The following is a 23,889-nucleotide window of genomic DNA, read 5'->3' as shown; positions in this document are numbered from 1 at the left end:
CGCCCCGCCTCGAACCTTGCTCCATCCCGCCGCTCTCGCCATCTTGGCCGCGCCGCGCTGCCGTAGCATCGCGGCGGGCGGCACGTTCGAGGTCGGGATTGGGCGAGGGCGTTGACCACGGTCCGGCCGCCGGGGCCGGGGACCTGCATCGCGCGGCCTTCGAGGCGGCGGCGATCGGGCTTGCCGTGCTGACGGAGGATCGCCGCCGCATCCGCGACGCCAACCCGGCCCTCTGCCGCCTGCTCGGCCACGCGCCGGGCACCCTCGCCGGGCGAGCGGTCGCCGACCTCCTGCCCGAATCCGAGTCGATCGAGGCTGGAATCCGCCGCTGGAAGCAGGCAGACGGCCGCGTCGTGGACGTGCGGGTGCGCGGCGCGGGCACCACGCTCGTGGTCGAAGGCGTCGATCCCGACGAGGCGGCGCGCTCCGACGAGAACCGGGATGCCCTTCTCGCCGCCGGCCTCGGCGAGTGGCGCTGGGATCGGGCGAGCGGCCGGATCAACCTGTCGCGCCGCGCGGCGCAGATCCTCGGCCATCCGCCGGGCGAGCCGGTGACCTGGGCCGTGCTGCGCGCGGCCATGCCGGAGGCGGAGGCCGCGCGCCTCACCGAGAGCGTGCGCGTAGCGCTCGCCCAGGGCGGCGCCTACAGCTTCGAGGGCACCCTCGGCCGGATCGGGGACGGGCGCCCGGTCGTCATCGCGTCGCGGGGTCAGGCGCTGCGCGGGCCGGACGGCACCGTCAGCGGGCTGGCGGGCGTGCTGCAGGACATCACCACCCGGGTCCAGACGCGTGACGAGCTCATCGCCCGCGATCAGCGCCTGCGGGTCGCGACCTCGATCGCCAGGCTCGGCATCTTCGAGTGGCACATGCTCGACGACCAGGCGATCTGGGAGAACGAGCGGATGTTCGAGATCTTCGGGCGCACGCCCGAGGACGGCACCATCGGCAAGACCGAGTTCCTCGACGACGTGCTGCATCCGGGCGACCGCGATGCCGTGCGGAAGGCGATCTCGCGGGCCCTGCGCGAGGACGAGATCCTGCACGTCACCGTCCGCATCCGACGCAAGGACGACGGGGCCTGGCGGACCATCGACATGGCCGGACGCTTCGAGCGCGACGCGCCGAACCGGCTGCCGCGCAGGCTGATCGGCGTGGTTGCCGACGTGACCGACCGGCTGCGCGCCGAGGAGCGGCAGGCGCTTCTGATCCGCGAGTTGCACCACCGGGTGAAGAACACCCTGGCCACGGTCCAGGCAATCGTCGGCTCGACGGCGCGCACCGCCTCCAGCATCGAGAGTTTCTACGAGGCCTTCGTCGGGCGCATCAAATCGCTCGCCCACACCCATTCGGTGCTCACCGAGGCGACGTGGCAGACGGCGAGCCTGCGCAACCTGCTCGCCAACGAGCTGCGTCCCTATGCCGAGGCGGAGGCGGAGGGCGGCGCGGACGGCCGCGTCACCTTCGAGGGGCCGGATATCGAGCTGCCCTCCGAGATGGCGGTACCGGTGGGCATGGCGATCCACGAGCTGACCACCAACGCCGCCAAATACGGGGCGCTGTCCAACCGTCGCGGGAGGGTCGCGGTGCGCTGGTCGCTGGAGCCGGGGGGCAAGGCGGGAATCCTGCACTTCGCCTGGCGCGAGAGCGAGGGCCCCGCGGTGCAGGCGCCACGCCGCCAGGGCTTCGGCACCCGCCTGCTGCAGCGGGTGCTGACCACGCAGGTCCAGGCCGAGGTGACCACCGACTACGCCCCGGACGGGTTCGCCCTCACCATGGTTGCCCCGATCCCGGCCCGGAACGAGGCGCTCAACCCGCTGATCTGAGGTCGGGGTCCGGGCAGGATCAGGCCGCCCCGCGCGCCGCCCCCTCCCCACCCGCGTCGATGAAGGCCTTCAATTCATCGAGGGACGCGAAGTTGAAGCGGCCGCGCGGGGTCTCGGCCTCGATCGAGCCGTCCGCGTACATCACGTAGGTGTTGCCGCCCGAGGCGTACTTGCCCACCACCTCGCGCGCCGGCTTCTCCGCAGCCTCCTCCGCCTCGGGCGCGGCGGTCTCGGGCGCGGCATCGAGGCTCGAACGCAGGGCCGGGGCCTCCGTCTCGGCCGGCGCGGGCTCGGGCGGCACGGGACCGGCGAGGAGGTCGTCCTCCGGCGCGATCCCGTCGTCGGGCTCCGCGGCGTGCGCGGGTCGCTCACGGTGCGGCTCGTCGATCGGGGCCTCCTCGAGGAAGGGCTCCTGGCGCCCCTGCCGATGCGCCTCGGGCGAGGCTTCGGGCTCGGGGGCGGGGATCGGAAGCTCGGGCTGACGCGGATCCGGCGGCGCGGGCGCGAACAGGCTGTCCTCGAAGGTCGGCTCGCTCGGGCGCTTCTCGGCCGTCGCGGCGGCTGTCCCACCCAGGGCTCCGGCGGCGAGGCCGGTCAGACCCGGCAGGATCGGGCGGGACGGGCGCGGCGGCTCGGGGAAGACGGCACCGAGCGACGAGACCGGCGGCGGGACGGGAACCGGCCCGGCCTCCGCCTCCCGGCGCATCTTGAGTCCCTTCTCGATCCGCTTGAGGCCGAGGCAGACCACGCCGAGCCCGAACAGGATCGCGCCGGCGGAGGCCGTGCTCGCCCCCGCGATCACCATGGCCAGGCCACTCTCCAGCCGGACGAAGGGAAAGCCCTGCACCACGGCGGCGCTCCCGCCGATCACCAGGGCCGCGGCCAGCGCGAACAGCGCAACAATCATGGAACTCTCAGCTTAGAAGGCGACCGGCGAGGCGACCGGACATCGGCCCGGACCCCGAACCGGGGCGCGGCGCACAGTAAGCACCTGCATTGGTTTTGCAAAACCCTGGTGCGCCGCCGGGGAAAAGGAGATGCGCCACGTTGCCGCCGCGCGCGCGCCGACTTACCTACCGGGCCGTCGTCGCTCGACGGCCCCTGGAACGGGTCTTGGATGAACGGCCCCCCGGCCGGGCCGCCGCGCGGGATCTCCCGCCTGGGCCGCCGAGATCGCAGCCGGATACCGACGCCGACGAGCCCGAGAACGGAGACGGACGCATGACCTTCACCCTGCCGGAACTGCCCTACGCCTACGACGCGCTGGCCCCCTACATGTCGAAGGAGACCCTGGAGTTTCACCACGACAAGCACCACAAGGCCTATGTCGATACCGGCAACAAGCTTCTCGAAGGAACCGATCTCCAGGGCAAGAGCGTGGAGGAGATCGTAAAGGCCTCCTACAACACCAACCAGGCGCTGTTCAACAACGCCGGCCAGCACTACAACCACATCCACTTCTGGAACTGGATGAAGCCCAACGGCGGCGGCACCCCGCCCGGCGCGATCGCCAAGAAGATCGATGAGGACCTCGGCGGCTTCGAGAAGTTCAAGGCCGACTTCATCCAGGCCGGCATCGGCCAGTTCGGCTCGGGCTGGGCTTGGCTCGCGGTCAAGGACGGCAAGCTCGCCATCCTGAAGACCCCGAACGGCGAAAACCCGCTTGTGCACGGCGCCAAGCCGATCCTCGGCGTCGATGTGTGGGAGCACTCCTACTACATCGACTATCGCAACCGCCGTCCCGACTACCTCAAGGCCTTCATCGAGAACCTCGTGAACTGGGAGCACGTGGAGAAGATGTACGCCGAGGCGACCGCCTGAGGCGGGCTGCCCGCATCCGGCCGAATCCCTCGGGAATGCGGATCCGGTCGGGTCGAACCGACCCGACCGACCTCGCCGCTCCGGGATCCGCGTCCGAGCGGGATCGAGCGGATCACGTCCCCGAGCCGCCCCCTGCACCGCAGGCGGGCGGCTCCTGCATTTCTGCAACTTCGCCGGGAACTCGTCACCGCGTGTTCATAATTCACTAGCCAAAACCTCTTTCGAATTTTTCTTATTTGTCCCGGTCGAACGGGGCGAGACAGCGCGCGAGGGAGGATTCGGCCCGTGACCGAACCGAAGGACATGTCGTGCATGGCAGAACCCGGCGCGCCCGGCGCGGCGCTCACGGCGGCGGTTCGCGACCATCTCGGCGCGCAGCTGCGCGAGACCTATGCCCGACTGATCGAGGAGCGGCCCGCCCATCTCGTCGCGCTGATCGAGCGCCTCACTACGCTGCTCGACGGCCAGGACGCCGCCTCGGAGTCCCGGTTCGGCAAGGATCTGATCGAGGTTCTGCCGGCCTTGCGCGCCTTCGCCCTGTCGCTGGCGGTGAGCCCGGCGCGTGCGGACGATCTCGTGCAGGAGACGCTGCTCAAGGCGTGGGCGAACCGGAACCGGTTCCAGCCCGGCACCAACTTCACGGCCTGGCTGTTCACGATCCTGCGCAACCAGTTCTACAGCGAGATCCGCAAGCACCGCCGCGAGGTGGAGGACGTGGACGGCGCCGCCGCTTCAGCCCTCGTCAGCCTACCCGATCAGGTGGAGCACATCGCCCTGCAGAACGTCTGGGCCACGATGGCGAAGCTCCCGGCGGCGCAGCGCGAGGCGCTGATCCTGGTCGGCGCGCAGGGCCTCACCTACGAGGCCGCCGCCGCGGTGATCGGCTGCCAGACCGGCACCGTGAAGAGCCGCGTCAGCCGCGCCCGCGCCTGGCTCACCGAGGCGCTCGGCCTCGACCGGATCGAACAGCCCTCGCTCTGACACGACGCCCCTTCGTCGGCCACGCCCCCCATCGCTCCGAAGAACGGGCGCCGAGGGCGCGTGCGATCTTTCGGCGGGTGTGGCCCAGGCACCGGCACGCGGGCGCCCTCCGATCTGATAGGGCTCGGCCATGATCGCGCCCTCGTCTCCGGCGCGTGAGCCCGGGGGCCGCGCGCGATGATCCGCTCCATCCTCTCCGTCGGCGGCTGGACCCTGGTCTCGCGGGTCACCGGCTTCGCCCGCGACGTGGTGATGGCCGCTGTGATGGGCGCCGGGCCGATGGCCGACGCCTTCGTCGTCGCGTTCCGCCTGCCGAACCATTTCCGGGCGATCTTCGGCGAGGGTGCCTTCAACACCGCCTTCGTGCCGGCCTATGCGGGGCTCGCCGAGGCCGGCGCGCCGGGCGCCGCCAAGGGCTTCGCCGACCGCATCTTCGCCCTGATGCTCATCGTGCAGCTCGCGCTGCTGGCGCTGGCCCTTCCGCTGATGCCCCTGGTGGTGCGGGCCCTCGCCCCAGGCTTCTCCGAGGATCCGGAGCGCTTCGCGCTCGCGGTCTCGCTCACGCGGATCACCTTCCCCTACCTGCTGTTCATGACGCTGGTGACACTCGTCTCCGGCATCCTGAACGCGCATCGCCGCTTCGCGGCCGCCGCCGGCGCGCCGGTGCTCCTCAACCTCGCGATGCTGGCAGCGCTGGCGCTGGCCGTCCTGTTCCCGAACGCGGCCTATGCCGCCGCCTGGGGCGTTGCCGTCTCGGGCGTGCTGCAATTCGCCCTGGTCTGGTGGGATGCGCGCCGGGCCGGCATCGCGCCCAGCCTCGCACGGCCGAGCCTGCGCGACCCGGCCATGACCAAGTTCTTCAAGGTGCTCGGCCCCGCGGTGATCGGCTCGGCCGGCTTCCAGATCGCGGCGTTTGCCGACACCATCATCGCGAGCTTGCTGCCGACCGGCGCGGTCTCGGCGCTCTACTACGCCGACCGGCTCTACCAGCTCCCCTTCGGCGTCATCGCCATCGCCGCCGGCACCGTGCTGCTGCCGGAGATGAGTCGCCGCATCGCCGCCGGGGACGTGGCGGGGGCGCACGCGGCGCAGAACCGGGCGGCGGGCTTCTCGCTCGCCCTGTCGGCGCCCTTCACGGTGGCCTTCCTCACCCTGCCCGGCCTGATCATGGCGGCTCTGTTCCAGCGCGGCGCCTTCTCGGCGGAGGATGCCGCCCGGGCGGCCGAGGTGCTGGCCGCCTACGGCCTCGCCCTCCCGGCGGTCGTGCTGGTGCGCAGCGCCGTGCCGAGCTTCACCGCCCGGCAGGACACCATGACTCCGCTCTGGGCCTCCCTCAGCGCCATCCTCGTCAACGTGGCCCTGAAGTTGGTCCTGACAGGGCCCTACGGCGTCACCGGTCTGGCGCTCGCCACCGCGATCAGCCAATGGGTGAACCTTGCCATCCTCGTCGGCCTCGCCTGGCGCCGGGGCTGGACCGCGCCGGGGCGCACGCTCGGGCTCACCGTGTTCGGCGTTGCGCTGGCCTGCGCGGCGCTCGCCCTCCTTGCGCTCTACGGTCTGCCGGTCGCCGACCGCTTGGTGCCGGCCCTGCCGCACGGACGCGAGATCGCGGTACTCGGCCTGCTCGGCCTCGCTGGCGCCACGCTCTACGGCATCCTGCTGCTCGGCTTCCTGCACGGCGTCGGGGTGCGCTTGCGGCGGCGCTGAGCGGGGCTGGCCGCGGGCCTGGTCCGGCCCCAGATGCGGGGGCACGGAACTGGAACCCGCCCATGACTCAAGCCCTGCTCGACGGCACCGACTGCGTCCTGTTCGACGCCTACGGCACCCTGTTCGACGTGCACGCGGCCGTTCAGCGCCACGCCGCGGCGATCGGGACCGACGCCCCCCATCTCTCGGAGGTCTGGCGCAACAAGCAGCTCGAATATAGCTGGATCCGCGCGCTCAGCGGACGCTACCGCAGCTTCTGGTCGCTGACCGAGGAGGCCCTCGACTACGCGCTCGCGCTCCACCCGAACGTGGACCCTGCCCTGCGCGAGCCCCTGCTCGACGCCTATCGCGATCTCGACGCCTATCCGGAGGTGCCGGACGTGCTGCGCGCCTTGCGCGCCCGCGGGATCCGCACGGGCGTCTTCTCGAACGGCAACGCCGCGATGCTGGAGCGCGCGGTCGCCTCGGCGGGCCTCGGGCCGCATCTCGACGCTTTGCTCTCGGTCGAGACCGCGCAGACCTTCAAGACGGCGCCCGCCGCCTATGCCGACGCCGTAGAGCGGGCCGGCGCGGCGCGGGAGCGCGTGCTGTTCTGCTCCTCCAACCGCTGGGACATCGCAGGCGCTGCCGCCTTCGGCCTGCGCTGCGCCTGGATCAACCGCCGGGGCCTGCCGGACGAGTACGCGGATCTCGCCCCCGCCGCGGTGCTCGGCAGCCTCGACGGGCTGCTCGCCTGATGCTCCTGCACAAGTCGATCGTGCCCGTCGCGTTGGCGGATTCTTAAACATCCGGGCGTTGAACTCCTGCGACCCCAGCGGGAGATTTCGAGCGTGCGCACCATCCCTGTCCTCGGGCCGATCCGGCATGGAGCGCGCCTCGCGCTCGTCGGCGCCCTCCTCATCGCAGCCGTCACGCCGGGCTCTGCCAGGGACGGCCAGAACGCCGCGATCATCGGCGGCCTCGCCGCAGGCGTGGTCGGTGGCGTCGCGGCGGGTGCCCTCATCAACGGCGCCAATCAGCCGCCGCCCCCGCCGCCGCCGGGATACCGCCCCCGCCGCGTCGTGGGGGAGGAGCCCGAAGAGGTCGTGGTGCGTCGCCCCCGCGGGCCGATTTGCCACTACGAGCGCCGCAAGGTGTGGCTGAACGACGAGGACTTCACCTACAAGCGCGTCGAGGTCTGCGAGTAGGGCCACTGTCTTCCCTCCCCCCTCTGCGGGGGAGGGTCGGAAGCTTCTCACTTCACCACGATCCAATCCTCCACCACCAGCGCGTCGAGGCCGGTGGTGTAGAACATCAGGATCGCGTCCTCCGCGCTGTGCAGGATCGGCTTGCCCATCACGTTGAAGCTCGTGTTGAGCAGGATCGGCACGCCGGTGATCTCGGCAAAGGCCGCGATCAGCCCCGCATAGGCCGGGTTGCGCGCCTGCGTGACGCTCTGAAGCCGGCCCGTTCCGTCCGCGTGCACCACGGCCGGGACGCGCGTCCGCACCGCGTCCCGCCAGACCAGGGTCCGCTCCATGTAGGGGCTGTCGGCGTAGTCCTCGAACCAGTCGGGGCCGGCCTCGGCCAGGATCGAGGGCGCGAAGGGGCGGAACGCCTCGCGATACTTCACCTTGGCGTTGAGCGCGTCCTTGGCACCCTCCGGTCGCGGATCGGCCAGGATCGAGCGGTTGCCGAGCGCCCGGGGCCCGAACTCGGCCCGTCCCTGGACCCAGCCGACGAGGCCGCCCTGGCTGAGGATCCGCGCCGCTTCGCGGGTGACGCCCTCATGGCCGAGGCGCCGGGCGCGGGGCTCCTGCTCGGCCAGCCGCTCCATCGGTTCCGTGGAGACGCGCGAGCCGAGATAGGGGCTGAGCGGTCGCGCTTCCGGCGCCGGGCCGGTCCAGTCCGGGTGATCCTCGGCATAGGCGAGCCACGCCGCGCCGATGGCGTTGCCGTCGTCGCCCGGTGCCGAGGGCACGTGCAGGCGGGAGAACGGCGAGCGCCCGAGGACGCGCCCGTTATAGGAGGAGTTGAGCCCGCAGCCGCCGGCGACGACGAGGTTCTCGTGGGGGCTGAGCGCGTGGGCCTCGGCCACGAGGACGTCCATGAGCTCGCAGAAGATCTCCTGGCCGCTGCGGGCGAGGTCAGCCCAGCCGCTTTCCGAGGCCGCGGCCGGGCGGCGCGCCAGGATCTCGGCGGCAACCGCCTGGACCGTGGCGTCGTCGGCGAAGCGCAGGCGCCCGTTCTCCACCGCATAGAGGCGGCGCAGAAGCTCCATCAACTCCGGATCGGGCCGGCCATAGGGGGCGAGCCCCATGATCTTCCATTCCTCGCCCTTGATCTGGTCGAACCCGGCGAGATCGGTGACGAGGCCGTAGAGGAAGCCGACGGAGCCGCGCCCGCGCTGACGGCGCACCTCCGCGATGCGCCCGTCCCGCAGGGCGTAGATCGCCGCCGCGCCGGTCTCGCCCATGCCGTCGACGACGAGCGCCGTGGCGTCCCGGAATGGGCTCCCCCAGAGAGCGTAGGCGGCATGCGCGAGATGGTGGGGGAAGCGGTGCTGCGCCACGATCTCGGCCCGTGCCGGCCGGCCCGTGCCCCGCGTCTCCTGGTTCAAGGCCAGCAGGGTGCCGTAGCCGGCCCGGGCCTGGGCGAGCGCCAGGTCGGCGATGAAGATGCGCTCGGCCCGCTCCGGCACGAAGGAGCGGTTGAGAGCCGTCGGGTGCTGGGCGAGCGCCATCAGGTCGAAGGCGCCGCTGCGCTCCTGACCCCGCAGGAACTCGCTGAACTGCGCCCCCCAGCTCGAGGCCACCACGATCTCGGAGCCGCGGGGCACATAGTCTTCCAGCAGCCCCACCATCCGGCTCGCGGGATCCGGCTCGCAATTCGGGGCGCGCTTGTATTGCAGGACGCGCTCCGCCCCCTCGGCGAAGAGCACGCCCCCATCCGGCCCGATCAGGGCGAGTGCCGGGTCGTGGAACGTGGTGGCGAGACCGAGATAATAGCGCATGTCTCCGGGTTAGTCCGCGTGGGCCGCGGCCGCAACGCGGACCCGTGAGCGTCGCGGGTGGTTCGGTCTCACGCGGCTGGCGAAACCCGCGTGAGCGTGCGAGCGAACGGGGTATGGGGCGTCCGGCCGGACCCGCCCCGATCTGGACCGGTCGCGGACCCCGTCATGCTCGGCACCATCGGATTCGCCCTCCTCGCCGGCCTGCTCTCGACGCTCTCGCCCTGCGTGCTGCCGCTTCTCCCGATCGTGCTCGCCACGGCGGCCTCGGAGCACCGGCTCGGGCCGGTGGCGCTCGCCGCCGGGCTCGCCCTGTCCTTCACCGGGATCGGGCTGTTCGTCGCGACGGTCGGCTTCGCGATCGGTCTCGACGGCGACCTGTTCCGCAGTCTCGGCGCGGTCCTCCTCGTCCTAGTCGGCCTCGTCCTCCTGATCCCGGCGCTCCAGGCCCGCGCCACGGTGCTCGCCGGACCGGTCGGCGCCTGGGGCGAGCGGCGCCTCGGCGGCGTCGCGGGCCGGGGGCTCGGGGGCCAGTTCGCGGTGGGGCTCCTGCTCGGTGCGGCCTGGAGCCCCTGCGTCGGGCCGACGCTCGGGGCCGCCTCGCTGCTCGCGGCGCGCGGCGAACATCTCGGTGCGGTGGCGCTCACCATGCTCGCCTTCGGGATCGGGGCGGCGGCGCCGCTCGCGCTGCTCGGTCTGATCTCCCGCGAGGCGCTGCTCGCCTGGCGGCGGGATCTCGGCCGTGCCGGCCGGGGCGCCAGGGCGGCGATGGGCGCCGTGCTCGTGGCGCTCGGCCTCCTCGTCCTCGGCGGACTCGACAAGCGCGCCGAGGCCTGGGCGGTTGCAGCCTCGCCCGACTGGCTCACCACGCTCACCACCCGCTACTGAGATCCGGTCCCGGGAACGTGAACGGGGAAGCCTTGGCCGTCCCCGGCAGGCCGTGACAGATCGGGACTCGTCGACGTTTCGACCGGAGTATCCGAGCCATGGCCCCGCGCGAACCCATCCTGACCCTGGTCCCGATCGCGGAGCTGCGCCCGACGCAGATGACGGTCGGCTTCCGCGAGGTCGAGGAGAAGCGCCGCCGCTGGCGCGAGCACGACCCGGAGAAGAAGGAGAAGTTCCTCGGCTCGCACACGATCCCGACCCTGCTCGGGCCGAAGAAGCGCCACTACGTCATCGATCACCACCACCTCTCCCGCGCCCTCCAGCTGGAGGGCGTTGAGGCAATCCAGGTCACCGTGGTGGCCGACCTGCACAAGCTCGACAAGGACGCCTTCTGGACCGTGTGCGACCACAAGGCCTGGTCGCACCCCTACGACGCGGAGGGCACGCGCCAGACCTTCAAGGACATTCCGAAGGGCATCGCCGACCTCGTCGACGACCCTTTCCGCAGCCTCGCGGGCGAGCTGCGCCGGGCTGGCGGCTTCGCCAAGGACACCACGCCGTTCAGCGAGTTCCTCTGGGCCGATTACCTGCGCCGGAACATCAAGGCCAAGCGCGTCGAGGGCGACTTCGCCGAGGCGCTGGAGGAGGCGCTTCGCCTCGCCAAGTCTCCCGAGGCCGGATATCTGCCGGGCTGGTGCGGCCCGGTTTCGGGCTGAGCGCCCTCGGACCACTCTGCCGATCCCATCAAACAACCTCATCCTGAGGTGCCGCGTCAGCGGCCTCGAAGGAGGCCCCAGGGATCACAGGGATGTCTGGAGGCTTCTTCGAGGCCTCCGCCTCGCTCCGGCTCCTCAGGACGAGGTGGAGGAGGGAATGCGCGGGATAAACACCCGAGCGATCTGCTCAATCAGGCTCTGCGTCGAGACCCGCGCCGTCCGGGGTCAGATCCCCCAGTAGGGCGCCGCGTTGTAGTAGCGGTGGACCTGTTCCTCCCAGGCCCGCTCGTCGGTGGGATCCGTCCCCTCCGGCGAGCGCGGCGGCGCGGCGCGCAGCTGGTCCTCGGTGATGTCCACCACATAGGCGTCGTGGCCCGGATCGAAGCGCAGCACGCTCCAGGGCAGCGTGTAGAAGTCGCTGCCGAGTCCCAGGAAGCCGCCGAAGCTCATCACCGCGTAGGCGACGCGGCCCGAGACCTTGTCGAGCATCAGCCGCTCGATCACCCCGACCCGCGCGCCGTCCGGGCGGCGGACATCCGTGCCGATCACCCGGTCGCTGGCGATGAGGCTGCGCGGCTCGCGCCGCGATTCGACCTCGGCCTCCATGCCTGTCTCCCACATGCGTCGGGGTCCGCCTGAAAAACGCCCCGAGCGGACGCCACGTTCCGGCAAGCTTCAGCCGCTATACCGCCACCCCCGGAAAACGCCGACCGGAGAGACGGATCCTCGATGCCGATCACGCCGCGCCTCCTCGCCGCCGCCCTCCTCCTGCTCGGCGCCGGTTCCGCCGCGGCGCAGGACAGGGGCACGCTCACCCCGAAGCCGCTGCCCCCGCTCGCCAATCCGGACGATCCCGCCACGCCGGCCAAGGCCCTGTTCGGCCGCGCCACCAGCCCCGCATCGGGGCCGGTGCGCGCCTACGGCTCCTATGCCAAGGGCTGCTTCGCCGGCGGCGAGGCGCTTCCCGTGGATGGGTCCCACTGGCAGGTGATGCGCCTCTCGCGCAACCGGATGTGGGGGACTCCCTACCTCGTGGATTTCCTGGAGCGCTTCGCGGCGCAGGCGCCGCGGGTCGGCTGGCCGGGGCTCCTCGTCGGCGACATGTCCCAGCCCCGCGGCGGGCCGATGCTCACCGGCCACGCCTCGCACCAGCTCGGCCTCGACGCCGATGTCTGGCTGACGCCGATGCCGAACCGCCGCCTCACGCGGCAGGAGCGCGAGGAGATGTCGGCCACCAACGTGGTGCGCGCCGACCGGCTCGACATCGACCCGGAGGCCTGGACGCCGGAGCACCTGCGCATCATCCGCCTCGCCGCGGAGCAGCCCGAGGTGGCCCGCCTCTTCGTCAACCCGGCGATCAAGAAGGCGCTCTGCCGCGAGACCACGGGCAGCCGCTCCTGGCTCTCCAAGGTACGCCCGATGTACGGGCACAACTACCATTTCCATATCCGCCTTGCCTGCCCGGACGGCCAGGGCGCCTGCGAGGATCAGGCGCCCCCGCCCGGCGGCGACGGCTGCGGCGAGGAGCTCGCCTACTGGTTCAGCGACGCGGTTCTGAATCCGAAGCCGCCGAAGGTGAAACCGAAGCCCAAGCCCCCGATGACCATGGCCGCACTGCCCGCCGCTTGCCGCAGCGTGCTGAAGGCGCCTTGATTTTTCCGTGCGCGGTCCGATCCTCCGGTCACGCTTGCGCTGCCCGCGCGGCGCCCACCGGAGACCGCCCGTGACCGAACCGACACCGCGCCAGCCCGACCACGCCATCGACCCGCTCTTCCTGGAGCGGCGCTCGCCGCGCGCCTTCACGGGCGAGGCTCTGCCGGAAGCAGAGCTGATGCGGATGATCGAGGCCGCGCGCTGGGCGCCCTCCTCCTACAACTCGCAGCCCTGGCGCTTCCTCTACGCGCTGCGCGGGGACGCGCATTGGGACACCTTCTTCGGCCTCCTCGTGCCCGGCAACCAGAAATGGGTGGCCAATACGGGCGCGATCCTGTTCCTCGTCTCGAACACGCGGATGAAGGTCGGGGACGAGCTGAAGCCGTCCTACAGCCACTCTCTCGACGCCGGCGCGGCCTCCCTCGCCTTCCAGTTGCAGGCGATCCGCCAGGGCTGGCACGCCCACGGCATGGGCGGGTTCGACCATGCCCGCGCGCCGGAGGTGCTGAACCTGCCCGAACACCACCGTGTCGAGGCGGCCTACGCGGTCGGCCGGGCGATCCCCTGGGACCAGCTCGGTGATGAGCAGCAGGGCCGGGAGCAGCCGAACGGCCGCCGCCCGATCACCGACTTCACCCATGCGGGACCGTTCCCGGCGCGGGATTGATCAGACGGGGCCGCGCGCCAGGAGCCGCGTCAGCCCGGCCCCGAGCCCGATGCTCTGAACCGGCGGCACCGTGGGTCGAACCCGGGTGCCGGCCGCTGCGAGCACCGCCCGCGTCCCGGCCTCGACCGAGCAGATCACCGGGCAGGGCACGTCCGGCTGGATCCGCGCGGCCAGTCCTGCGAGGCCGGCGCCGCCGAGGATCACGGCCTCGGCTCCGTCCTCCGCGGCGCAGGCCCGGCAAGCGGCGGCGAGCCCTGCCAGCGCCCGGTCCGGGTCGCGGGCGATCTCGCCACCGGTCGGCGCCACCGCGCGGATACCGGAGAGGCTCTCGCGTAGACCGAGGAGCGTGACGAATTCGGTGAGCATGGCCGGCCACAGCGCGCCGCCGGTGACGATGCCGAACCGGCGTCCTCCCTCCGCCGCCACTTGGCAGGCCGCCTCCGCCATCCCGACGACCGGCACCGGCGAGACCTCCTTGAGAGCCGCAAGGCCCGGATCGCCGAAACAGGCGAGATAGACGGCATCGCACCCGGCCCCATGCTCTGCCAGGGCGTCGAGGGCCGCGTGCCCCGCGACTGCGGCGGCCGCCCGGCTCGCGATGTAGCGCGCGCCGAAGCGCCCGGTGACGGGCACGATCTCCGCCCCCTCCCCGGCGATGCGGCGCACATGCTCCACGGCCAGCGCGGTCACGGATTGCGTGGTGTTCGGGTTGATCAGCAGGATGCGCGGCATGTCCGGTCCGGACAGAAAAAAGGCCCCCGGAGCATGCTCCGGGGGCCGGTCTCAGGCGAGGCCCGATCGGGCGATCAATGGGCGACGAAGGCGGCGCCGTCCTCGTCGCGGGCGGGCTTGGCCGCGGGCAGCGGCTCGTCCCACTCGATCGGCTCGGGCTGGCGCACCAGCGCCCGCTCCAGAACCTGATCCATCCGAGCGACCGGCACGATTTCCAGGCCGTTCTTCACGCTGTCGGGCACCTCGGCGATGTCCTTGGCGTTCTCTTCCGGGATCAGCACCGTCTTGATGCCGCCGCGGAGCGCGGCGAGCAGCTTCTCCTTCAGGCCACCGATCGGCAGGACGCGGCCACGCAGGGTCACCTCACCCGTCATCGCCACGTCGCGGCGCACCGGGATGCCGGTGAGCGTCGAGATGATGGCGGTCGCCATGGCGATACCGGCGGACGGGCCGTCCTTCGGGGTCGCCCCCTCGGGAACGTGGACGTGGATGTCCCGACGCTCGAAGAGCGGCGGCTCGATGCCGAAGTCGAGCGCGCGCGAGCGGACGTAGCTGGCCGCCGCCGAGATCGACTCCTTCATCACGTCCTTCAGGTTGCCCGTGACCGTCATCTTGCCCTTGCCGGGCATCATGACGCCTTCGATCGTCAGCAACTCGCCGCCGACCTCGGTCCAGGCCAGACCCGTGACCACGCCGACCTGATCGTCCGCGTCGATCTCGCCGTAGCGGAACTTCGGCGGGCCGAGGAAGACCGGCAGGGTCTCGACGTTCACCACGACCTGCTTGATCTTGGTGATCAGGATCTCCTTCACCGCCTTGCGGATCAGGTTCGAGATCTCGCGCTCCAGGTTGCGCACGCCCGCCTCCCGCGTATAGCGGCGGATGAGCATGAGCAGCCCTTCATCGTCGACCGACCATTCCTTGGTGTCGAGGCCGTGCTTCTTCAGCGCGTTCGGGATCAGGTGCTTGCGCGCGATCTCGAGCTTCTCCTCCTCGGTGTAGCCGGCGATGCGGATCACCTCCATGCGGTCCATCAAGGGCGCAGGGATGTTGAGGGTGTTGGCCGTCGTCACGAACATCACGTTCGACAGGTCGTAATCGACCTCGAGGTAATGGTCGTTGAAGGTCGCGTTCTGCTCCGGATCCAGGACCTCGAGGAGCGCCGCGGACGGATCGCCGCGGAAGTCCATGCCCATCTTGTCGATCTCGTCGAGCAGGATGAGCGGGTTCGAGGTCTTGGCCTTGCGCATCGACTGCACGATCTTGCCGGGCATCGAGCCGATATAGGTCCGGCGGTGACCGCGGATCTCGGCCTCGTCACGCACGCCGCCGAGCGACATGCGCACGAACTCGCGGCCGGTGGCCTTGGCGATCGATTTGCCGAGCGAGGTCTTGCCGACGCCGGGAGGGCCGACGAGGCAGAGGATCGGGCCAGTGAGCTTGTTCGCCCGCTGTTGCACGGCGAGGTACTCGATGATCCGCTCCTTGACCTTGTCGAGGCCGAAATGGTCCTCGTCGAGCAGCGCCTGGGCTCCGAGCAGATCCTTCTTGATCTTCGAGCGCTTGCCCCACGGGATGCCGAGCATCCAGTCGAGGTAGTTGCGCACGACCGTAGCCTCGGCCGACATCGGCGACATCTGGCGCAGCTTCTTCAGCTCGGCGGTGGCCTTCTCGCGGGCCTCCTTCGAGAGCTTGGTCTTCTCGATCTTCTCCTCGAGCTCGGCCAACTCGTCGCGACCGTCCTCGTCGCCGAGTTCCTTCTGGATGGCCTTCATCTGCTCGTTCAGGTAGTACTCGCGCTGGGTCTTCTCCATCTGCCGCTTGACGCGGGTCCGGATGCGCTTCTCCACCTGAAGGACCGAGATCTCGCTCTCCATCAGCGACAGCACGCGCTCCAGGCGCTGGGCCACCGTGGGGGTCTCCAGAATGCCCTGCTTGTCGGAGATCTTGACGAGCAGGTGCGAGCCGATCGTGTCGGCGAGCTTCGAGGGCTCGTCGATCTGGGTGACGGCGGAGACGACCTCGGGCGAGATCTTCTTGTTCAGCTTGACGTAATTCTCGAACTCCGAGAGCACGGAGCGTGCGAGCGCCTCGGCCTCGACCTTGTCGCCGAGCTCGTCGTGCAGCGCCTCGGCCTCGGCCTCGTAGAACTCGTCCGAGCGAGTGAATCCGGTGATCTTGGCACGGCCGGCTCCCTCGACCAGCACCTTCACGGTGCCGTCGGGCAGCTTCAGAAGCTGCAGAACGGAGGCGAGCGTGCCGATCGTGTAGATGGCGTCGGTGGCCGGGTCGTCGTCGCCCGCGTTGATCTGGGTGGCGAGCAGGATGTGGCGGTCCGTGCGCACCGCCTCCTCGAGAGCGCGGATCGACTTCTCGCGCCCCACGAAGAGCGGCACGATCATGTGCGGAAACACCACGATGTCGCGCAGCGGCAGGACCGCGTAGGTCCCTGTCGAGCCCGGGACGACAGGCTGGCGCGATTTCGACTGAGTCATGTCTGACTTCCTCATGATGGACGCCGGGCTCGCGCTCCTCCGATACGGGGAGCAAGCACCCTGCCAGGCGCCGACCGGGCCGCGAGGGTCGGAAAAAAGGTACGAGAACTTTGCGGCTGGTGGCGCGGCACCGTCCCCCGGAGTGGGCTGACGGCCACCGCGCTGAGCCTCAGGTGATGTCCGGCAGCACCGTTTTCAAGATGCCGCCGCCTCCGCCGCGGAGGGGGCCGAATCCAAATTCGGCCTGCCCTCTCAAGGCGTTACGCATGCACGGAGGGCAGCCCAGCCCTACGCGCTGACGCTAGCCGGCGCTTCCTTGTTGCGGTCGCCGTGGATGTAGAGCGGGCGTGACTTGCCCTCGACCACCTCCGGCCCGATCACGACCTGCTCCACCGAGTCGAGACCCGGCAGGTCGTACATCGTGTCGAGGAGGATCGTCTCCAGGATGGAGCGCAGGCCGCGGGCGCCGGTCTTGCGCTCGATCGCCTTGCGGGCGACGAGCGAGAGCGCCTCGTCCTGGAAGGTCAGGTCGACGTTCTCCATCTCGAACAGGCGCTGGTACTGCTTGACGAGCGCGTTCTTCGGCTCCTGCAGGATCTTCTTGAGCGCGGCCTCGTCGAGATCCTCCAGGGTCGCCAGAACCGGCAGGCGGCCGACGAATTCGGGGATGAGGCCGAACTTCAGCAGGTCCTCCGGTTCGACCGAGCGGAAGATCTCGCCGGTGCGGCGGTCATCGGGCGCCTGCACGCTCGCGCCGAAGCCGATCGAGGTGCCCTTGCCGCGCTGGGAGATGATCCGCTCCAGCCCCGCGAAGGCGCCGCCGCAGATGAACAGGATGTTGGTGGTGTCGACCTGCAGGAACTCCTGCTGCGGGTGCTTGCGGCCGCCCTGCGGAGGCACGGAGGCGACGGTGCCCTCCATGATCTTCAGGAGCGCCTGCTGCACGCCCTCGCCCGAGACGTCGCGGGTGATCGAGGGGTTGTCCGACTTGCGGGAGATCTTGTCGATCTCGTCGATGTAGACGATGCCGCGCTGCGCCCGCTCGACGTTGTAGTCGGAGGCCTGGAGCAGCTTGAGGATGATGTTCTCGACGTCCTCGCCGACATAGCCGGCCTCGGTCAGGGTCGTCGCGTCCGCCATGGTGAAGGGCACGTCGAGGATGCGGGCCAGCGTCTGCGCGAGCAGCGTCTTGCCCGAGCCGGTCGGCCCGATCAGCATGATGTTGGACTTCGCGAGCTCGACGTCGTTGTGCTTCGTCGCGTGAGCGAGCCGCTTGTAGTGGTTGTGCACGGCCACCGAGAGAACCTTCTTGGCGAAGTCCTGGCCGATGACGTAGTCGTCGAGGACGCGCCGGATCTCCTTCGGCGTGGGTACGCCGTCGCGGCTCTTGACCAGCGAGGACTTCGATTCCTCGCGGATGATGTCCATGCACAGCTCGACGCACTCGTCGCAGATGAACACCGTCGGGCCCGCGATCAGCTTGCGGACCTCGTGCTGGCTCTTGCCGCAAAACGAGCAGTACAGCGTGCTCTTGGAGTCGTTGCCGCCAGTCTTGCTCATATCGGTCTCCGATCGTGTCGTGCGCTGCCAGCCCGGGGCGCACGCGCATCGTTCACAGGTAAGGGAATCCGCTTAAAGAAAAAGTCACCTGCGCGCTTGTGACGGCTCCTCCCGGAACGCCGATGCAAACACGCTGCCGTGGCGGGATCAAGGCCATGGCGGGCGTGCCCTCAGCCGGCAAACGCCGCCGGGGGCACGCGAGGTTCCGTGGCTCAGGCCGCGGCGGGCTCGGGCCGCTTGTGGATGACCTCGTCCACCAGGCCGAACTCCTTGGCCGCGTCGGCGGTCATGAAGTTGTCGCGCTCGAGCGCCTGATGGATGGTGTCGTAGTCGCGACCCGTGTGCTTCACGTAGATCTCGTTGAGGCGGCGCTTCAGCGCCTCGATCTCGCGGGCATGGATCAGGATGTCGGTGGCCTGGCCCTGGAAGCCGCCCGAGGGCTGGTGCACCATGATGCGGGCGTTGGGCAGGGCGAAGCGATGGCCGGGCTCGCCGGCGGCGAGCAGCAGTGAGCCCATCGAGGCCGCCTGGCCGACGCAAAGCGTCGTCACCGGGCAGCGGATGAACTGCATCGTGTCGTAGATCGACAGGCCGGAGGTGACCACACCGCCCGGCGAGTTGATGTAGAAGGAGATTTCCTTCTTGGGGTTCTCGGCCTCGAGGAAGAGCAGCTGCGCCACGATCAGCGAGGCGCCCTGATCCTCGACCGGGCCGGTCAGGAAGATGATCCGCTCGCGGAGCAACCGGGAGTAGATATCGAACGCGCGCTCGCCGCGGCTCGACTGCTCGACCACCATGGGCACGAGCGCGCTGTTGTAGAAGTCGACCGGATCTCTCATCACGTCCTGCCCCAGGGCTCCAAGGGGCCCGGCGCCGCGAATCAGGCGGCGGCCGGGCATGTCAGCGAACACCGGCGGTGCTTAACGCCGCCTAACGATACAGCCCGCTGCCAGTCAGGACAGACGCCGGGCTTAGTCGGCCTTCGACTCGGTCGAGGCCTCGGCGCCGTCGGCTTCCGCATCCTCGTCGGCGAACAGCGCCTCCTTCGAGACGGGCTCCTCGACCAGTTTGACCTGCGAGAGAACGTGGTCAACCACCTTCTCCTCGAACAGGGGCGCACGAAGCTCGGCCAGCGCCTGGGCGTTCTTCCGGTAGAAGTCCCAGACCTGCTGCTCCTGGCCCGGGAACTGCCGGACCCGGGCGATGAGGGCCTGGTTCACCTCCTCGTCGGAGACCTTGATATCGGCGCTCTCGCCGACCTGCGCAAGCACCAGACCGAGTCGCACGCGGCGCTCGGCGATCTTGCGGTACTCGGCCTGCGAGGCCTCCTCGGTGGTGCCCTCGTCCTCGAAGGTCTTACCGCGGGCCTTCAGGTCCTGCTCGACCTGGGCCCAGACGTTGGCGAATTCCTGGGCGACCAGGGAGGGCGGCAGGTCGAAGGCGTACTTGCCGTCCAGCGCGTCCAGGAGGCCCTTCTTGAGCTTGCGCCGCGAGGCCGCCTCGTAGTCCGAGCCGATCGCCTGGGAGATCGCCTCCTTCAGCTTGTCGAGGCTCTCGAGGCCGAGATTCTTGGCGAGCTCGTCGTCGATCTTGGCCTCGCCGGGCGCCTGGATCTTGGTGACGGTCACGTCGAACTCGGCATCCTTGCCGGCCAGGGCTTCAGCGCCGTAGGCCTCCGGGAAGGTCGCCTTGACGACGCGGGCCTCGCCGACCTTGGCGCCGACGAGCTGGTCCTCGAAACCCGGGATGAAGGTGTTCGAGCCAAGCTCCAGGTCGATGCCCTCGCCCTTGCCGCCCTCGAACTCGACGCCGTCGATGCGGCCGACGAAGTCGATGGTGACGCGGTCGCCGGACTGCGCCTCGGCGCCCTCGTCACGCTCCGCGAAGGGCCGGGACTGGCCGGCCATGCGGTCGAGCGCCTCCTGCACCTCCGCGTCGGAGGGCTTGGCGACGTACTTGGTCAGGCTCACGTCCGAGAGGTCGGCGAGCTCGAAGGTCGGCAGCACCTCAAGGTTCACCTTGAAGGCGAAGTCGCCCTTGGCCTCGAGCGCCTTCTCGACCTCGGCCTTGTCCTCCGGGAACTCGACCTGCGGCTCGAGAGCGAGCTTGAGGTTGTTGTCGGTGATGATCTTCTGGTTGGCCTCGTTCACCGCGTTCTGGACGACCTCGGCCATCACGGAGCGGCCGTAGACCTTGCGCAGATGCGCCACCGGCACCTTGCCCGGGCGGAAGCCCTTGAGCTGCACCTTGTCCTTGAGGCCCGTCAGCTCGGAATTCAGGCGATCCTCGAGGTCCTTGGCCGGGAGCAGAACCTGATAGGCGCGCTTCAGCCCCTCGGAATGTGTCTCGGTCACCTGCATCGTCGTCGCTCTCAAAAACGGTCCGTGTGGTCGGGTCTTAAAACGTCGGTGATGCGCCGCCCTTCGGGCGCGCATCGGGACGGCGGATGCGGGCGGGGCGGAACGGTACGGGTCGGCGGTCGGCGTCCCACTCGAGGCTGAAGCCGATACCGGTCCCTGCGGCGGCGCTGGTGCGGGCGGAGGGGCTCGAACCCCCACGTCTTGCGACACTGGAACCTAAATCCAGCGCGTCTACCAGTTCCGCCACGCCCGCGCGCGCCGACGCCCGGCGCGAATCCGGCCGCCGGAGGGCGGCTCTATAGCACGCGCGCCGCGGCAAGCAGCAAAAAACTTGCACCGGGCGTCGATGGGCTTCGCGAAGGAGCAGCGGCGGTGGCGCCGGAGGGACGCCGCGGCTACAAGCGACGGCCCCGCTCGCGCAAGGATTCCGATGCCGCCTCGCCAGACGCCGCCTCGTCAGACGCCGCCTTGCACAATGCGGCTCTCCTCCGCTGGCAGGCCCGCAGATCCGGCTTCAGAGACGATCGCAGAAGAGCCCACAGGCACACCCACGCGCCGGACGCTCCTCCAGGGGGCGGCGCTGCTCGGGCTGGCGCCGGGCGCGGCCCTGGCCCAGGGCGGACGCAGGCCCGCCGCCGGGGATGCGGCGAAAGAGACCAAGCCCGAGCCCCCGAAGCCCGAGGCCGCCGCCGAGGCGCCGGCCCGCACGCTGACCGCCGGGCCCGGCAAGCTCCGCTTGCGCGACGAGCCCGCCGCCGAGACTGCGGCTTGGCGCTTCGACGGCAAGGCCGCACCGCCGGTGCTGCGGATCAAGCTCGGCGAGGAATTGCGCCTGAAGGTCGAGAACGGCACCGACAAGCCGCTCTCGCTGCACTGGCACGGGGTGCGCAACCGCAACGCCATGGACGGCGTCGGCGGGGTGACCCAGGCGCCGATCGCGCCCGGCGGCGATTTCACCTACGCCTTCACGCCGCCCGATGCCGGCACCTTCCTGATGCGCCCGCTCGTGGTGGGCGGCTCGAGCGAGCCCTCGGGACGGGGCCTCGCAGGGCTGCTCATCGTGGAGGAGAAGGCGCCGCCGGCTGTCGATGCGGATGTCGCGCTGCTGATGCAGGACTGGCGCCTGGAGTCCGATGCGAGCCTGATGCCCTTCGGGCAGACCTTGCTTGCCGCCTCCAACGGCCGGCTCGGCAACCTCGTCACCGTCAACGGCCGGCCGGTCCCCGACATCTTCGAGGCGCGCCCCGGCGCGCGCGTGCGCGTGCGGATCGCCAATGCCTGCAATGCACGGGGCACCCGCATCCGCTTCGACGGGATGAAGGTCTATGTCGCGGCGGTGGACGGGCAACCGACGGACACGTTCGAGCCCCTACGCGCCACGCTGCCGTTTCCGCCGGGCACGCGCTACGACCTCCTGGTCGACCTGCCCCCCGAACCGGGCGCCAAGGGGGCGATCAGCGCCCTGATCGGCCAGGGACTCGTCCTGGCGAGCGTCGTCACCAAGGGCGAACCCATCTCCGAGAAGCGCGGTCCGATCGCTCCGATCGGCGAGAACAAGCTGCTCCCCGCAGAGATCAAGCTGCAGAACGCCGTGCGCCGGGACGTCATCCTCACGGGCGGGGCGATCGTCCCCAAGGACGGGGCCCAGAATCCCGGCAAGGACGCGCCCAAGGACATATCGAAGGACGCGCCGAAGGACAGGCCGCAGCCGGAGCCGGTGTTCACGGGCGACCCGGCCAAGGTCTGGTCGGTGAACGGAGCGAGCGGCGCGCCGGGCCTCGCGCCGATCTTCTCGGTGAAGCGTGGACAGGTGGTGGTGCTGGCTTTGCGCAACGACACCGCCTTCCCGCAGGGCCTGCACCTGCACGGCCACGTCTTCCGCCTGCTCCACCCCCTCGACGACGGCTGGGAGCCCTACTGGCTCGACACCTTCCAGCTGCTCGAGGGCCGCACCGCCCGCATCGCCTTCCTCGCCGACAATCCCGGGCGCTGGCTGATCAGCGCCACGGTGCTGGAGCGGTTCGATACGGGCCTGTGGACCTGTTTCGAGGTCACCTGACCCGCGGCGGGAGGCCGCACGACAAGCCCGATAGCAGGGCGGACAACACCTGCGGCATCAGCTCGGGGATGTCCTCCGCGATCAGCCCCGGCCCGTGGCGCAGGCCCGCATCGCCGTGGAGCCAGACGCCGGCGCAGGCCGCCTCGAACGGTGCCATGCCCTGCGCGAGCAGCCCGGCGATCAGGCCGCCGAGCACGTCGCCCGCCCCCGCAGTGCCGAGCCAGGGCGTGGCGTGGTCGTTGATGGCGACGCGCCCGTCCGGATCCGCGATCACGGTGTCGCCCCCCTTGAGCACCACCACGGCGCCGCTGAGGGCGGCGGCGCGGCGGGTCTGCTCGGCCTTACCGCGCCCCTCCCCCCCAGCCCCCGCCCCGGCGAAGAGCCGGGCGACCTCGCCCGCATGCGGGGTCAGCCCCGCCCGCGCCTCCCCGTCCCGGATATGCGCGGCGAGGGTGGCGGCCTGCCCCTTGAAGCTCGTCAGCGCATCCGCGTCGAGGACGAGGGCGCGGCCCGCCGAGGCCGCCACCATCACGCGCTCCCGGGCCGGCTCGCCGCTGCCGAGGCCGGGGCCGAGCAGGACCGCGTTGAGGCGCTCGTCGGTGAGCAGATCGTCGAGATCGTCGGCACTCTCGCAGGGGCGCAGCATGATCGCGGTGAGTTGCGCGGCGTTCTCGGGCAGCGCGTCGGCGGGCGAGGCCACGGTGACGAGGCCGGCGCCCACGCGGAGCGCCCCGCGGGCGGCGAGCCGGGCGGCGCCGGTGCGCCAGGCCGGCCCCGACAGGACGAGGGCGTGGCCGCGCGTGTATTTGTGGCTCTCGCCCGTCAGTTGCGGGAAGGCCGCCCCCCAGAGATCCGGCCCGTTGCGGAAGAGCGCGGGACACGCCGCCAGCCCGGCCGAGAGCGCCGCCCCGGTGCCGATCTCGGCGCAGTGCAAGTCGCCGCAGAGCGCCCGTCCCGGCTGGAGCAGATGGCCGGGCTTGAACGCGACGAAGGTCACGGTCTCCGTGGCGCGGATGGCAGCGCCGCGCACCGCTCCGGTATCGCCGTCGAGGCCGCTCGGCACGTCCACCGCGAGGACAGGCAGGCCCGAGGCATTCACGCGCTCGACCAGGGCGCGGGCCTCCCCGTCGAGGTCGCGCGAGAGCCCGGCCCCGAACAGGGCGTCGATCACGAGGCTGCAGGGCGGCAGCGTCTCCGGCACGCCCTCGCGCACCCGCCCGGCCCAGGCGGCGGCCGCACCGGCCGCGTCGCCGGAAAGCTGGTCACGGTGCCCGAGCAGGATCACCTCCACGGCGAAGCCCGCCTTCGCCAAGTGGCGCGCGGCCACGAAGCCGTCGCCGCCGTTGTTGCCGGGCCCGCACAGGACAAGGACGGCGCCGCCCTCGCGGGCGCTCTCCGCGGCGCCCCCCTCCGCGAGGCGCGCGCGGGCGCGGGCGGC

The 23,889-nt window shown here is 70.7% G+C and carries 20 protein-coding genes and 1 tRNA gene; 11 read left to right on the top strand and 10 right to left on the bottom strand.

Going from position 1 to position 23,889, the window contains the following annotated elements; all coding sequences use genetic code 11:
- Positions 1-98 precede the first annotated feature (98 nt).
- Positions 99-1,823: a sensor histidine kinase gene (locus tag MET9862_RS06040; RefSeq protein WP_142582209.1), complete on the top strand. Its 1,725-nt coding sequence runs from the start codon at positions 99-101 to the stop codon at positions 1,821-1,823.
- Between the two features lie 19 nt (positions 1,824-1,842).
- On the opposite strand, the gene MET9862_RS06035 is transcribed toward MET9862_RS06040, so the two are convergent.
- Positions 1,843-2,730: a hypothetical protein gene (locus MET9862_RS06035; RefSeq protein ID WP_142582208.1), complete on the bottom strand. Its 888-nt coding sequence runs from the start codon at positions 2,728-2,730 to the stop codon at positions 1,843-1,845.
- Between the two features lie 314 nt (positions 2,731-3,044).
- On the opposite strand from MET9862_RS06035, the gene MET9862_RS06030 reads away from it, so the two are divergent.
- The 5 genes from MET9862_RS06030 to MET9862_RS06010 all read left to right on the top strand — a co-directional run bounded on the left by MET9862_RS06030 (position 3,045) and on the right by MET9862_RS06010 (position 7,519).
- Complete coding sequence (locus MET9862_RS06030; protein WP_142582207.1) at positions 3,045-3,644, top strand: superoxide dismutase; 600 nt, start codon at positions 3,045-3,047, stop codon at positions 3,642-3,644.
- 312 nt (positions 3,645-3,956) lie between these two features.
- Positions 3,957-4,625: a sigma-70 family RNA polymerase sigma factor gene (locus tag MET9862_RS06025; protein ID WP_142582206.1), complete on the top strand. Its 669-nt coding sequence runs from the start codon at positions 3,957-3,959 to the stop codon at positions 4,623-4,625.
- A 177-nt stretch (positions 4,626-4,802) separates the two neighbouring features.
- The gene (gene murJ, locus MET9862_RS06020) at positions 4,803-6,332 is read left to right on the top strand and encodes a murein biosynthesis integral membrane protein MurJ (RefSeq protein ID WP_142582205.1); all 1,530 of its coding nucleotides are present in this window, start codon (positions 4,803-4,805) and stop codon (positions 6,330-6,332) included.
- A gap of 62 nt (positions 6,333-6,394) precedes the next feature.
- The gene (locus MET9862_RS06015; protein WP_142582204.1) at positions 6,395-7,069 is read left to right on the top strand and encodes a haloacid dehalogenase type II; all 675 of its coding nucleotides are present in this window, start codon (positions 6,395-6,397) and stop codon (positions 7,067-7,069) included.
- A gap of 93 nt (positions 7,070-7,162) precedes the next feature.
- Positions 7,163-7,519 carry a hypothetical protein gene (locus MET9862_RS06010; RefSeq protein ID WP_142582203.1) on the top strand — a complete coding sequence of 119 codons (357 nt, stop codon included), beginning with the start codon at positions 7,163-7,165 and terminating at the stop codon, positions 7,517-7,519.
- A 47-nt stretch (positions 7,520-7,566) separates the two neighbouring features.
- Here MET9862_RS06010 and MET9862_RS06005 read toward each other — a convergent pair whose 3' ends face one another.
- Complete coding sequence (locus tag MET9862_RS06005; protein ID WP_142582202.1) at positions 7,567-9,324, bottom strand: carbamoyltransferase family protein; 1,758 nt, start codon at positions 9,322-9,324, stop codon at positions 7,567-7,569.
- A gap of 165 nt (positions 9,325-9,489) precedes the next feature.
- Between MET9862_RS06005 and MET9862_RS06000 the strand changes: the two genes are divergently transcribed.
- Together MET9862_RS06000 and MET9862_RS05995 are read left to right on the top strand one after the other, a co-directional pair.
- Positions 9,490-10,209 carry a cytochrome c biogenesis CcdA family protein gene (locus MET9862_RS06000; protein ID WP_142582201.1) on the top strand — a complete coding sequence of 240 codons (720 nt, stop codon included), beginning with the start codon at positions 9,490-9,492 and terminating at the stop codon, positions 10,207-10,209.
- Positions 10,210-10,307: 98 nt separating this feature from the next.
- Complete coding sequence (locus tag MET9862_RS05995; RefSeq protein ID WP_142582200.1) at positions 10,308-10,925, top strand: ParB-like protein; 618 nt, start codon at positions 10,308-10,310, stop codon at positions 10,923-10,925.
- A 225-nt stretch (positions 10,926-11,150) separates the two neighbouring features.
- Here the strand turns inward: MET9862_RS05995 and MET9862_RS05990 are convergent, their stop codons facing one another.
- Complete coding sequence (locus MET9862_RS05990) at positions 11,151-11,546, bottom strand: PRC-barrel domain-containing protein (RefSeq protein ID WP_142582199.1); 396 nt, start codon at positions 11,544-11,546, stop codon at positions 11,151-11,153.
- Between the two features lie 108 nt (positions 11,547-11,654).
- On the opposite strand from MET9862_RS05990, the gene mepA reads away from it, so the two are divergent.
- Positions 11,655-12,578, top strand: coding sequence for a penicillin-insensitive murein endopeptidase (gene mepA, locus MET9862_RS05985; RefSeq protein WP_142582198.1), 924 nt, complete (start codon positions 11,655-11,657; stop codon positions 12,576-12,578).
- Between the two features lie 70 nt (positions 12,579-12,648).
- Positions 12,649-13,245, top strand: coding sequence for a nitroreductase family protein (locus tag MET9862_RS05980; RefSeq protein ID WP_142582197.1), 597 nt, complete (start codon positions 12,649-12,651; stop codon positions 13,243-13,245).
- Here the strand turns inward: MET9862_RS05980 and MET9862_RS05975 are convergent, their stop codons facing one another.
- The 6 genes from MET9862_RS05975 to MET9862_RS05950 all read right to left on the bottom strand — a co-directional run bounded on the left by MET9862_RS05975 (position 13,246) and on the right by MET9862_RS05950 (position 20,645).
- Positions 13,246-13,977 carry an aspartate/glutamate racemase family protein gene (locus MET9862_RS05975; protein WP_142582196.1) on the bottom strand — a complete coding sequence of 244 codons (732 nt, stop codon included), beginning with the start codon at positions 13,975-13,977 and terminating at the stop codon, positions 13,246-13,248.
- Between the two features lie 74 nt (positions 13,978-14,051).
- A complete protein-coding gene (lon, locus tag MET9862_RS05970; protein ID WP_142582195.1) occupies positions 14,052-16,472 on the bottom strand; it encodes an endopeptidase La in 2,421 nt (806 codons plus the stop codon).
- A gap of 288 nt (positions 16,473-16,760) precedes the next feature.
- Complete coding sequence (gene clpX, locus MET9862_RS05965; RefSeq protein WP_142582194.1) at positions 16,761-18,032, bottom strand: ATP-dependent Clp protease ATP-binding subunit ClpX; 1,272 nt, start codon at positions 18,030-18,032, stop codon at positions 16,761-16,763.
- A 212-nt stretch (positions 18,033-18,244) separates the two neighbouring features.
- A complete protein-coding gene (locus MET9862_RS05960; protein WP_142582193.1) occupies positions 18,245-18,871 on the bottom strand; it encodes an ATP-dependent Clp protease proteolytic subunit in 627 nt (208 codons plus the stop codon).
- A gap of 132 nt (positions 18,872-19,003) precedes the next feature.
- On the bottom strand, positions 19,004-20,392 hold the full coding sequence (tig, locus tag MET9862_RS05955) for a trigger factor (RefSeq protein WP_142582192.1): 1,389 nt from the start codon (positions 20,390-20,392) through the stop codon (positions 19,004-19,006).
- A 168-nt stretch (positions 20,393-20,560) separates the two neighbouring features.
- Positions 20,561-20,645 (bottom strand) — tRNA-Leu (locus MET9862_RS05950).
- Positions 20,646-20,867: 222 nt separating this feature from the next.
- On the opposite strand from MET9862_RS05950, the gene MET9862_RS05945 reads away from it, so the two are divergent.
- Positions 20,868-22,451, top strand: coding sequence for a multicopper oxidase family protein (locus MET9862_RS05945; RefSeq protein ID WP_142582191.1), 1,584 nt, complete (start codon positions 20,868-20,870; stop codon positions 22,449-22,451).
- Here the strand turns inward: MET9862_RS05945 and MET9862_RS05940 are convergent.
- A partial coding sequence (locus MET9862_RS05940; protein WP_142582190.1) for an NAD(P)H-hydrate dehydratase occupies positions 22,444-23,889 on the bottom strand: 1,446 nt, incomplete at its 5' end. The genes MET9862_RS05945 and MET9862_RS05940 overlap by 8 nt on opposite strands.

The sequence above is a fragment of the Methylobacterium symbioticum genome (assembly GCF_902141845.1).
Lineage (GTDB): Bacteria > Pseudomonadota > Alphaproteobacteria > Rhizobiales > Beijerinckiaceae > Methylobacterium > Methylobacterium symbioticum.
Note: the sequence above shows the minus strand (reverse complement) of the source record. Positions and strands in the feature narration are given on the sequence as shown.